The following is a 10,922-nucleotide window of genomic DNA, read 5'->3' on the forward strand; positions in this document are numbered from 1 at the left end:
CGGACGAGCGATCCGACGCGGTGGATGGTGCTGGTCGTGCTGGTACTGGGGTGGTGCTGGTACTGGTGCTCGTTCTGGGTCTGCCGGTGCCCCGTCACTGGACGAGCCCGACATGCGGACCAGCCCGGACCCTTCGGCGGGTCCGGGCTGGTCCGGTGGTTCAGCGGCGCAGGCCGAGGCGCTCGATGATCGAGCGGTAACGGTTGATGTCGACCTTCTGCAGGTAGCCGAGGAGGCGGCGACGACGACCGACGAGCAGCAGCAGACCGCGGCGGCTGTGGTGGTCGTGCTTGTGCTCCTTGAGGTGCTCCGTCAGGTCCTTGATGCGCTGCGTCAGGACGGCGATCTGGACCTCGGGGGAACCGGTGTCGCCCTCGTGCGTGGCGTACTCGGTCATGATGGACTGCTTGACGGCGGCGTCGAGGGACACGGCTCTCCTTGGTGGATTCGTTGCGCGGTGCTCCGGGGCTGGTTCACCCGGGCTCTCTGGATCCGCGGCCGTTCGTACGGCGCACACATCCTAACAGCCCGACGACCTCCCGCCCGACCGGCTCGGCCGGCTGCTCGACCGGCTATGGCCGCCCGTCCCCCAGCACCTCGCGCACTCGTGCGACGTCCGCGTGCATCTGCACCAGCAGGTCGTCCACGGAGTCGAACCGCAGCGTGGGCCGCAGCCGCTCGACGAGCTCGAGCACGACCTCCTCGTCGTACAGGTCGAGGTCGGTGCGGTCCAGCACGTACGCCTCGACTCGTCGCTGCACGCCGTCGAACGTCGGGTTGGTGCCGATCGACACGGCGGCGGGGTGCACGGAGCGGTCGGCGCGCACGAGCCAGCCGGCGTACACCCCGTCCGCGGGCACCATGCCCTGCGACGCCTGCGACAGGTTGGCGGTCGGGAAGCCGAGCTCGCGCCCACGCGCGTCGCCGTGCACCACCACGCCGCGCAGGCGGTGCGGGCGACCCAGCACGCGCGCGGCCTGCACCACGTCGCCGGCCTCGAGCAGCTCACGCACCCAGGTCGACGACCAGCGTCGGCGCAACGGGTCCGCCGCACGGTCCTCTGCGCTGCCCGGGTCCGCGACCTCGGTCGGCGCCACGTCCTCGATGACCTCGACGGTAAACCCGTGCTCACGCCCCAGCTCGACCATCGTCGAGAGGTCTCCCGAGTTCTCCCACCCGAAGCGGACGTCCCGGCCCACGACGACGACCCTGGCGTGCAGCGCGTCGACAAGGTAGCGACGCACGAACTCCTGCGGCGACTGCCGCGCGAACTCGAGGGTGTAGGTCACGAGCAGCACCGCGTCGAGCCCCGTCGCGCCGAGCAGCTCGAGCCGGTCGGTGTCCCCTGTGAGCAGCTCGGGCGCCTCGGCCGGCCGGTGCACCCGCTGCGGGTGCGGCGAGAACGTGATCGCGACCGAGCGCAGCCCGGCGGCGCCCGCGTCGGACACCATGCGCTGCAGCACGCCGACGTGCCCACGGTGGACGCCGTCGAAGTTGCCGAGCGTCACGACGCTCGGCCCGAAGTCCTCGGGGACGTCGACGAGGTCCCGCCACAGCTGCACGCGTGCTCCCTCGTCGGTCCTGGTCGGTCTGGGTCGGTCTCAGCCGGTCCTGGTCTGCTGGTCGGGCCACGGGGCCCGGCGGACAAGACTGCCACCTCACGTGCGACGACGGACAGCCGGGACACCCGCACGACGCCCGCGGACGTGCGAGACGTGCGCCACGTCCGGCTCCACGCACCGCCGTCTACCCGCTCGGACGGCGGCGGCGCGCACGTGAACAGGCGACGAACAGTGGGTGCCACACCTTGCGCCGCGCCGACGCACCGCCGGACCGTCGACGACGTGGACGGACTCCCTCTCCTCGTGCTCGTCGTCGTCACGGCGCTCGCGTTCGACTTCACGAATGGCTTCCACGACACGGCCAACGCGATGGCGACGTCCATCGCGACGAAGGCGCTGCGACCCAAGGCTGCGGTCCTGCTGTCGGCCGTGCTCAACGTGGTGGGTGCGTTCCTCTCGCTCGCCGTCGCGGCGACGATCGCCACGGGCATCGTCGACCAGGACGCCGTGACGCTGTCCGTCGTCTTCGCGGGCCTGTGCGGCGGCATCATCTGGAACCTGGTCACGTGGTACCTGGGCCTCCCCTCGTCCTCCTCGCACGCGATCATCGGCGGCCTGATCGGCTCCGTGATCGTCGCGGCGGGGATGGAGGGCGTGCTCTGGACCGGCGTGCTCTCCAAGGTCGTCATCCCGGCGTTCATCGCACCCGTCGCGGCGGGGCTCGTCGCGACCGTCGGCACCTGGCTCGTGTACCGGATCACGCGCGGGGTGCCCGGCGGCAAGCGGTCGACCGAGTTCCGATGGGGCCAGATCGGTTCGGCGTCGCTCGTCTCGCTCGCGCACGGGACCAACGACGCGCAGAAGACGATGGGCATCGTGCTGCTCGCCCTGATCGCGGGCGGCGAGCTGCCGGCCGACGCGGGCGTGCCCACCTGGGTGATCATCGCGTGCGCCGGCGCCATCGGGCTCGGCACCTACCTCGGCGGCTGGCGGGTCATCCGCACCCTGGGCAAGGGCCTCGTGGACATCGAGCCGCCGCAAGGGCTCGCCGCGGAGACCTCGTCGGCCACGGTGATCCTCGTCTCGAGCCACTTCGGCTACCCGCTGTCGACGACGCACGTCGCGAGCGGCTCGATCCTCGGCTCGGGCGTCGGGCGCCGCACGCAGGTGCGGTGGGGCGTCGCGCGGCGGATGGTCGTCGCATGGCTCGTGACGCTCCCCGCGGCCGCGGTCGTCGGGGCCGCGGCGGAGGGCATCCAGCACGTGCTCGACGGCGCTCTCGGGACGATCGTCGTCCTCGCCCTCCTGGTGGGCGCGAGCGCCGGCCTGTGGCTGGCCGCGCGGCGCAGCGCCGTGACGCACGACAACGTGAACGACGAGTGGGCCGACGAGCCTGCTCCGGCACCGACCACCGCGCACGCCGCCTGAGGAGGACCACATGGACGCGTACATCGACGTCGCTGCGCTCACGAAGGTCGTCGTGATCAGCCTGCTCGTCGGCGCCGGGGTGCCCGCGCTGTTCGCGGTGGGCGTGCGCGCGCTCACCCCCGTGGAGGGCGGCGCGCGGCCGCCGCTGCGGGTCACCGCCGCCGTCGTCTGCTTCGCGCTGTGCGCCGCAGCGGTGGTCGCCGGCGTGCTCAAGCTCGTGCTGGCGGGGCACTGATGGCTCGCGACGGCGCGCTGCGCCGGGTCGTCGACTGGCTCCGCGCGGGCTACCCCGCGGGCGTCCCCGAGCACGACTACGTCGCGGTGCTCGCGCTGCTCAAGCGCCGGCTCTCGCACGACGAGGTGATCGAGGTCGCCGACCGCATCGTGTTCCTGCACCCGGGCGGCGGCGCGACCCAGGACGCGGTCGAGCACGAGATCGAGGGGCTGCTCGCGCAGGAGGCGCTGCCCGCGGACGTCGCACGTGTGAGCGCGGTGCTCGCCGCGGCGGGGTGGCCGCTCGCCGACCCCGAGGACGACTGAGCCGGACCGCGGCGCGCTACGGTCCGGAGGGGGCGCCCCGGCGCGCCGCCCACGAGGAGGCCGCGATGCACCACGTCCAGCTCGGTGACGGCTCCACGCTCGCGGTCGAGGACGTCGGCAGCGGCCACCCCGTCCTGCTGCTCCCGGGGGCGATGAACGATCGCGGACGGCTCCTGCCGCTCGCGCACGCGCTGGCCGCGGTCGGGCTGCGTGGCGTCGCGGTCGACCGGCGCGGCCGGGGAGACAGCACGGACGCCACCCCCGGGCTGGACGGTGCGGTCGAGCGGGAGGTCGACGACGTGCGGTCGCTCGTCGCCGACCTCGCCGCGGACGCACCCGACGGCGTCGCGGTGCTCGGGTTCTCCTCGGGCGGGGTCCTCGCTCTCGCTGCCGCCGCCGCGGGCGTATCGGTCTCGCACGTCGTCGCGCTCGAGGCGCCGTTCGCGGTCGAGGGCGCTCCCCCGCGGGACGCCAGGGCGGGCGGCGATCTCGCGGCGCTCGTGGACGCCCACCGCGACGGCGACGCGATCGAGCTCTACCAGACGCGCGTCATCGGGCTGCCGTCGCACGCGGTCGCCGGCCAGCGCGACCAGCCGTGGTGGCCGGCCCTCGAGGCCCTCGCCCCGAGCCTTCTGTACGACTGGGCGATCACCACCCGGTACGCACGGGTCGATGACGTCGCGGCGGTCTCGGCCCCGACGCTCGTCGTCCGTTCCGACGACACGTGGCCCGTGCTCGTCGCCTCAGCGGAGGCACTCGTCGCCGCACTGCCGGACGCCGAGCTGGCGACCGTCCCCGGCAGGGACCACGCGCCGGACCCGACGGCCACCGCGGCGGCCGTCGCCGCGTTCGTCGCGCACGCGGGGTCCTGACCCGGCCCTGGTGCTCCAGCCGCCCGGTCAGGCCGGCTGGAACACCAGGGCCGGACGCACGGCGGGCCCGCGGCGCTCGACGAGCGCGACGAGCGAGCCGTCGGGACCGATGCCGGCCATCGTGCCCGGCACGTCGCCCTCTGCGGGTGCGATCGCCTGGCCGTAGGACAGTGCACGGGCCTCGGGCTCGGTGAGCTCGCGGACCGCGAACGTCGCCCGCGCCGCGTCGGCGAGCGGTGTGGTGACGACGGCTTCGCCCTCCGGGACCGCCGCGAGCTCGTCGAGCGTGCACGCGTCCTCGATGCGGTACCCGCCCACGCGCGTGCGGCGCAGTGCCGTCAGGTGCCCGCCCACGCCCAGAGCCGCACCCAGGTCTCGCGCGAGCGCCCTCACGTACGTGCCCGACGAGCACACGACGCGCACGTCGACGTCGAGCACGCCCGCGCCGTCCGCCTCGTCGCGCCGGGCCGCGCCGACCTCGAACTCGCTCACGTGGACCTCGCGTGCCGCGAGCTCCACCTGCTCCCCCGCCCGGACGCGCGCGTACGCGCGCTGACCGTCCACCTTGATGGCCGAGACCGACGACGGCACCTGCTGCAGCACGCCGGTGAGCGCCGCGGCCGCCCGGACCACGTCCGGGAGCGAGACGTCGGACGCGTCCGTGACCGTCAGGACCTCCCCCTCGGCGTCCTCGGTGCTGGTCGTGACGCCGAGCCGGATCGTCGCGAGGTACTCCTTGTCGGCTCCGACGACGTAGGTCAGCAGCCGCGTCGCGCGCCCGATCCCGACGACGAGCACGCCGGTCGCCATCGGGTCGAGCGTCCCCGCGTGCCCGACCTTGCGGGTGCTCGCGAGCCTGCGCATGCGGGCCACGACGTCGTGGCTCGTCCACCCGGCGGGCTTGTCGACGACGAGCACGCCGTCCTGGGCCGTGGGGCGGCGCGGCCCGTCGGGCGAGGTCCTGCCGGGACGACGGTCCGGACCCGTCATGCGCCCCGCACCTCCTCGATCGACGAGTCGACGCACGCCAGCAGCGCGTCCATGCCCTCGCTCTCCCCGACGTGCGCGTCGGCACCGACGGCGAGCAGCACGTTCACGAGCATGCCCATGGCGACGAAGTCTCGACCCTGCTCGGGAGTCCCGCCCGAACGCTCGACGAACAGGCGGTAGGCCTCACCGAGGCACGCACGGGCGGCCCGGCCCACCTCGGGGTCGTTGCCGGCGACGAACCCGTGCATCACGAGCCGCAGCAGGTCGCGGTCTGCGAGGAGCTCCACGTACGCCGCGCCCATGCGCGCATCGGCGTCGGGGCCGGCCGGGACCGCGGCGAGGGTCGCGCAGACCTCTGCTGTCGCATGCGTGTACGCCTCCACGAACAGGTCGCGCTTGGTGCCGAACAGGCGCACGACGTACGGCTGCGACACCCCCGCGGCGCGGGCGACCTGGTCGGTGCTCGCCGCGTACCCGTCCTCGGCGAAGACCTTGCGTGCCGCCGCGAGGATCTGCTCTCGCCGGGCCGGACCGGACATGCGGCTCGTCGTCGTCTGCTGGGAGGCCTGCTGGGAGGCCTGCTGGGAAGCCTGCTGGGACATCTGCTGGGACATGGTTGACAGGTTATCAGCCGATGCCTACGGTCGCTCTTGTTAGTAATCACTCAATGCCAACAACCATGCCACCCGGGGGCCCCGATGTCCGTCACCACCTCACCGCGCACCGGCGAACCGCCCGCGCTCGACACCTCCCGCCCGGCGCGCGCCCGCCGTGGGCGCCCCGTCGGCACCGCGATCGCACTCGTCGCCGCGTCCGTCCCCATGTTCATGGCGACGCTCGACAACCTCGTGATGACCACCGCGCTGCCCGTCCTGCACACCGCGCTCGGCGCGTCCCTCGAGCAGCTCCAGTGGATGGTCAACGCCTACACGCTCGCGTTCGCGTCGCTCATGATCGCCGCGGCGACGCTCGGCGACCGCTGGGGACGTCGTCGGGTCTTCGTCGCCGGGATCGTCGTGTTCGGCCTCGCGTCGGTCGCCTCGGCCCTCGCCGGGAGCGCCGGTGCGCTCATCGCCGCCCGCGCCGCGCAGGGTGCCGGTGCCGCCGCGATCATGCCGCTGTCGCTCACCCTGCTCGCCGGGGCCGTGCCGCCCGCACGACGGGCCATGGCGATCGGCGTGTGGGGCGCGGTCTCCGGGCTCGGGGTCGCGCTCGGTCCGGTGATCGGCGGCGCCGTCGTCGAGGGCATCTCGTGGCAGGCGATCTTCTGGATCAACGTCCCCGTCGCCGTCGTCGCGATCGGGCTCGTGCGGTACGCGCTGCCCGAGTCGTACGGCCGGCGCCAGCCGCTGGACCTCGTAGGCCTCGTCACCGCCGCGCTCGGCGTCCTCGCCGTCGTGTGGGCCGTCGTGCACGGCAACGAGGACGGGTGGACGTCCGGACCGGTGCTCGGGGGACTCGTCGGCGGGACCGCGCTGCTCGTCGCATTCCTCGTGCGCGAGCGCAGGACCGACCACCCGCTCGTCCCGCTGCGCCTGTTCCGGATCCGTTCGTTCTCGGTCGCCAACGCGAGCGCGTTCCTCTTCTCCGCCGGCGTCTTCGGCTCCGTGTTCGTCCTGTCGCAGTACTTCCAGGTCGCGCTCGGCTACTCGCCGCTCGCCGCGGGCGTGCGGACGCTGCCGTGGACCGCGGCGCCCATGCTCGTCGCGCCCCTCGCCGGGATGCTCGCGCCGCGCGTCGGCGTACGGCCACTGCTCGCCGGCGGCCTCGCGCTGCAGGCCGTGGGCCTCGCGTGGCAGGCGCTCATGATCGGCGACGCGACCACGTACGCCGAGCTCGTGCCCGGGCTCGCGCTCGCCGGCATCGGGATGGGTCTGACCTTCGCGCCCGCGGCGACCGCCGTGCTGGCCGACACGGTCGCGGACGACCACGGGACCGCGAGCTCGGTGAACGCGACGCTGCGCGAGGTCGGCGGAGCCGTGGGCATCGCGGCGCTCATGGCCGTGTTCCTCGCCGCGGGCGGGACGCTCAGCCCCGACGGGTACGCGCAGGGGCTGCGCCCCGCCGCGCTCGTCGGTGCGGTGGTCGTCGGGTTCGGCGCTGTCGTCGCGCTCCTCATGCCGCGGTCGACGGGCCGCGGGCAGCAGACGCACCCGGGCGCGTAGCCCGCGGGCGACGACGAACGCCGTGCACCCGAGGGGGGTGCACGGCGTTCGTCGTGACGTCCGGGTTCAGGCCCCGGGTGCCTCGTCGGTCTCGTCCTCGTCCGGGTGCCGGTACGGGTCCGCGTCGCCCGCGTACGACGACGAGCGCGCGAGCGCCGCGACCTCGGCGTCACGACGAGCGGCCTCGGCGAGCGCCGTCTCGAGGTGAGCCGCCGTCTCCGGCACCGCGTCGAGGTGGAACGCCAGGGTCGGCGTGAGGCGGATGCCCGTCTGCTTGCCGACCTCGGAGCGGATGACACCCTTGGCGGACTCGAGCGCGGCGGCCGAGCCGGTGCGCGCCTCGTCGTCGCCGAGGACCGTGTAGTAGACGTCGGCGTGCTGCAGGTCGCCCGTCACGCGCACGTCGGTGACCGTGACGAAACCGAGCCGCGGGTCCTTGATGCGGGTGTCGAGCATCTGCGCGACGACCTGCTGGATCCGCTCGGAGAGCTTGCGGGCGCGAGCCGTGTCGGCCATGGCACTGCCTTTCGTGTCGCGGTACCCGAGGCACCGGGGATGCTGTGCGACGCGCGGGGCGGGCGAGGACGTCGCCCTCGCCCGCCCCGCGGTCGATCATTCCTGCTGGACCGGTCAGGCGCGCGGCTTCTCGCGCATCTCCCAGGTCTCGATGATGTCCTCGACCTGCAGGTCGTTGAACGAGCCGAGCCCGATACCGCACTCGTAGCCCTCGCGCACCTCGGTCGCGTCGTCCTTGAACCGCTTGAGCGACTCGATCGTGAGGTTGTCCCCGATGACCTTGCCGCCGCGCAGGACGCGCGCCTTGGTGTTGCGACGGATCTCGCCCGAACGGACGATCGAGCCGGCGATGTTGCCGAACTTCGAGGAGCGGAAGATCTCGCGGATCTCCGCGGAGCCCAGCTGGACCTCCTCGTACTCCGGCTTGAGCATGCCCTTGAGGGCCGCCTCGACGTCGTCGATCGCCTGGTAGATGACCGAGTAGAAGCGCACGTCGACGCCCTCGCGGTCGGCCAGGTCCTCGACGCGCTCGGCGTACTTCACGTTGAAGCCGATGATGATCGCGTTGTCGACCGTCGCCAGGTTGACGTCGTTCTGCGTGATGGCACCCACACCGCGGTGGATGACACGCAGGTCGACCTCGTCGCCCACGTCGATCTTGAGCAGCGCGTCCTCGAGCGCCTCGACGGCACCCGACACGTCGCCCTTGAGGACCAGGTTGAGGGTCTCGACCTTGCCCTGCTGCAGAGCCTGCGTGAAGTCCTCGAGGCTGATGCGCTTGCGGCGCTTGGCCAGGAGGGCGGCGCGCTCGGCGGCCTCGCGCTTCTCGGCGATCTGACGGGCCGTGCGCTCCTCGGGAGCCACGAGCAGCGTGTCGCCCGCGGACGGGACCGACGCGAGGCCGAGGACCTGCACCGGACGGGACGGGCCCGCCTCGACGACGGTCTCGCCGTGCTCGTCGAACATCGCACGCACGCGGCCGTAGGCCGTGCCCGCGACGATCGCGTCGCCCACGTGCAGCGTCCCGGACTGGACCAGCACGGTCGCGACCGCACCGCGGCCCTTGTCGAGGTTCGCCTCGATCGCCACGCCGCGCGCGTCCTTGTCGGGGTTCGCCCGCAGGTCGAGCGCAGCGTCCGCGGTCAGCAGGACCGCCTCGAGCAGCGCGTCGATGCCCATGTTCTGCTTCGCCGACACGTCGACGAACATGGTGTCGCCGCCGTACTCCTCGGCCACGAGGTTGTACTCGGTGAGCTGCTGGCGGATCTTGGCGGGGTTGGCCCCCTCCTTGTCCACCTTGTTGACCGCCACGACGATCGGCACGTTCGCCGACTGCGCGTGGTTGAGCGCCTCGATCGTCTGGGGCATCACGCCGTCGTCGGCCGCGACCACCAGGATCGCGATGTCCGTGACCTGCGCACCACGCGCACGCATGGCGGTGAACGCCTCGTGACCCGGGGTGTCGATGAACGTGATCGGCCGCTCGTTGCCCTCGTGCACCTTGGTGACCTGGTAGGCACCGATGTGCTGCGTGATGCCACCCGCCTCGCCCGCGACGACGTCCGTGGAACGGATCGCGTCGAGGAGCTTGGTCTTTCCGTGGTCGACGTGACCCATGACGGTGACGACCGGCGGCCGCGCCTGCAGCTCGTCGTCGCCCTCGGCCTCGAGCTCGGCGTCCAGGTCGATGTCGAACGACCCGAGCAGCTCGCGGTCCTCCTCCTCGGCCGAGACCATCTCGATGACGTAGCCGAGCTCGGCCGCGAGCGTGCCGAACGTGTCCTCGTCGAGCGACTGCGTGGCCGTGGCCATCTCGCCCAGGTGGAACAGGACCGTGACGAGCGACGCCGGGTTGGCGTCGATCTTGTCGGCGAAGTCGTTGAGCGACGAGCCGTGACGCAGGCGGACGACCGTCGAGCCGTTGCCGCGCGGGACGGTCACGCCGCCCAGCGACGGCGCCTGCATCTGCTCGAACTCCTGGCGCTTCGCGCGCTTCGACTTCCGTCCACGGACCGGGCGACCGCCGGCGCGACCGAACGCACCCTGCGTCGAGCCGCGACCGGCACCGCCGGGACGACCGCCGCCGCCACCGGGACGACCGGCGAAGCCGCCGCCGCCGGCACCGGGAGCGCCGCCGCCGGGACGACCAGCACCGCCCCCGCGCGCGCCGGGGCGACCGGCGCCGCCCGCGGGGCGCTCGCCGGGACGTCCGACGCCGCTCTGGGTACGGCCCGGCATCATGCCGGGGTTGGGGCGCGGGCCACCCGGACGGGGGCCGCCGGGACGCGGACCACCGGGACGGTCGCCCGCCTGCGCCGCAGCGGCACCGGCGTCGGGGTTGCGACGCTCGCCCGGGCGGGGCATGCCCTGCGACGGCGCGAACGGGTTGTTGCCAGGACGCGGGCCGCCGGGACGCGGGCCGCCCGGGCGCTCGCCCTGGCCGCCCTGGCCCTGCGCGCCGCCCTGACCCTGACGGGGCATGCCCTGCGACGGCGCGAACGGGTTGTTGCCGGGACGCGCGGCAGGACGCGGGGCCCCGGGACGTGCAGCGGGTGCCTGCGCGGCGGGGCGCGCGGGCGCCGCCGGAGCGGGGGCCGCCGGCGCTGCCGCGGTCGGAGCCGGAGCCGCGGCGGCCGCGGGCGCCGTCGAGGTGGCGGGAGCCGCGGGGGCGGCCGGCGCCCGGGGGGCAGGGGCCTTCGCCGGGGCCGGAGCCGGGCGTGCGGGTGCCTTGGGGGCGGCTGCGGCGGGGGGGGCTGCGGGGGGGGGAGCCGGGCTGGGGACGGGGGGGGGAGGGCCATGTGGTGCTCCGGGGGGGGGGGGCCGCCCGGGGGCGGGGGGGGCGGGGCTGA

11 protein-coding genes are annotated in these 10,922 nt (G+C 74.0%); 5 read left to right on the plus strand and 6 right to left on the minus strand.

Features of this window, described 5'->3' with window-relative positions; all coding sequences use genetic code 11:
* Positions 1 to 160: 160 nt before the first annotated feature.
* The gene (gene rpsO / locus AW16_RS0105730; RefSeq protein WP_029288896.1) at positions 161 to 430 is read right to left on the minus strand and encodes a 30S ribosomal protein S15; all 270 of its coding nucleotides are present in this window, start codon (positions 428 to 430) and stop codon (positions 161 to 163) included.
* A gap of 142 nt (positions 431 to 572) precedes the next feature.
* The gene (locus AW16_RS0105735; RefSeq protein ID WP_029288898.1) at positions 573 to 1,562 is read right to left on the minus strand and encodes a bifunctional riboflavin kinase/FAD synthetase; all 990 of its coding nucleotides are present in this window, start codon (positions 1,560 to 1,562) and stop codon (positions 573 to 575) included.
* Positions 1,563 to 1,844: 282 nt separating this feature from the next.
* Here AW16_RS0105735 and AW16_RS0105740 point away from each other — a divergent pair, with 282 nt between their 5' ends.
* The 4 genes from AW16_RS0105740 (at position 1,845) to AW16_RS0105755 (ending at position 4,402) form a co-directional block, all read left to right on the plus strand.
* Positions 1,845 to 2,990, plus strand: coding sequence for an inorganic phosphate transporter (locus AW16_RS0105740; protein WP_029288900.1), 1,146 nt, complete (start codon positions 1,845 to 1,847; stop codon positions 2,988 to 2,990).
* Between the two features lie 10 nt (positions 2,991 to 3,000).
* Positions 3,001 to 3,225, plus strand: coding sequence for a hypothetical protein (locus AW16_RS0105745; RefSeq protein WP_029288902.1), 225 nt, complete (start codon positions 3,001 to 3,003; stop codon positions 3,223 to 3,225).
* Positions 3,225 to 3,530 carry a DUF3349 domain-containing protein gene (locus AW16_RS0105750; protein WP_029288904.1) on the plus strand — a complete coding sequence of 102 codons (306 nt, stop codon included), beginning with the start codon at positions 3,225 to 3,227 and terminating at the stop codon, positions 3,528 to 3,530. The genes AW16_RS0105745 and AW16_RS0105750 overlap by 1 nt, the downstream gene beginning before the upstream one ends.
* A 65-nt stretch (positions 3,531 to 3,595) precedes the next feature.
* Positions 3,596 to 4,402, plus strand: coding sequence for an alpha/beta fold hydrolase (locus AW16_RS0105755; RefSeq protein WP_034648161.1), 807 nt, complete (start codon positions 3,596 to 3,598; stop codon positions 4,400 to 4,402).
* Between the two features lie 27 nt (positions 4,403 to 4,429).
* Here the strand turns inward: AW16_RS0105755 and truB are convergent, their stop codons facing one another.
* On the minus strand, positions 4,430 to 5,392 hold the full coding sequence (truB, locus tag AW16_RS0105760; RefSeq protein ID WP_029288908.1) for a tRNA pseudouridine(55) synthase TruB: 963 nt from the start codon (positions 5,390 to 5,392) through the stop codon (positions 4,430 to 4,432).
* Positions 5,389 to 6,006, minus strand: a complete 618-nt coding sequence (locus AW16_RS0105765) for a TetR/AcrR family transcriptional regulator (protein WP_231495958.1) — start codon at positions 6,004 to 6,006, stop codon at positions 5,389 to 5,391. The genes truB and AW16_RS0105765 overlap by 4 nt, the downstream gene beginning before the upstream one ends.
* Positions 6,007 to 6,090: 84 nt before the next feature.
* Between AW16_RS0105765 and AW16_RS0105770 the strand changes: the two genes are divergently transcribed.
* A complete protein-coding gene (locus tag AW16_RS0105770; protein WP_029288912.1) occupies positions 6,091 to 7,557 on the plus strand; it encodes a DHA2 family efflux MFS transporter permease subunit in 1,467 nt (488 codons plus the stop codon).
* 66 nt (positions 7,558 to 7,623) lie between these two features.
* Here AW16_RS0105770 and rbfA read toward each other — a convergent pair whose 3' ends face one another.
* Positions 7,624 to 8,073: a 30S ribosome-binding factor RbfA gene (rbfA, locus tag AW16_RS0105775; RefSeq protein ID WP_029288914.1), complete on the minus strand. Its 450-nt coding sequence runs from the start codon at positions 8,071 to 8,073 to the stop codon at positions 7,624 to 7,626.
* Positions 8,074 to 8,187: 114 nt separating this feature from the next.
* Positions 8,188 to 10,922 (minus strand): translation initiation factor IF-2 (gene infB / locus AW16_RS0105780; RefSeq protein ID WP_029288916.1); only part of this gene is annotated, 2,735 nt, incomplete at its 5' end.

The sequence above is a fragment of the Cellulomonas sp. HZM genome (genome assembly GCF_000708885.1).
GTDB lineage: Bacteria > Actinomycetota > Actinomycetes > Actinomycetales > Cellulomonadaceae > Cellulomonas.

What these genes read in the sequence shown, in the direction of transcription:
- AW16_RS0105765 (WP_231495958.1), bottom strand. Translation starts at nt 6,006, where the DNA reads ATGTCCCAGCAGATGTCCCAGCAGGCTTCCCAGCAGGCCTCCCAGCAG.
- rbfA (WP_029288914.1), bottom strand. Translation starts at nt 8,073, where the DNA reads ATGGCCGACACGGCTCGCGCCCGCAAGCTCTCCGAGCGGATCCAGCAG.
- truB (WP_029288908.1), bottom strand. Translation starts at nt 5,392, where the DNA reads ATGACGGGTCCGGACCGTCGTCCCGGCAGGACCTCGCCCGACGGGCCG.
- AW16_RS0105770 (WP_029288912.1), top strand. Translation starts at nt 6,091, where the DNA reads ATGTCCGTCACCACCTCACCGCGCACCGGCGAACCGCCCGCGCTCGAC.
- AW16_RS0105750 (WP_029288904.1), top strand. Translation starts at nt 3,225, where the DNA reads ATGGCTCGCGACGGCGCGCTGCGCCGGGTCGTCGACTGGCTCCGCGCG.
- AW16_RS0105745 (WP_029288902.1), top strand. Translation starts at nt 3,001, where the DNA reads ATGGACGCGTACATCGACGTCGCTGCGCTCACGAAGGTCGTCGTGATC.
- AW16_RS0105755 (WP_034648161.1), top strand. Translation starts at nt 3,596, where the DNA reads ATGCACCACGTCCAGCTCGGTGACGGCTCCACGCTCGCGGTCGAGGAC.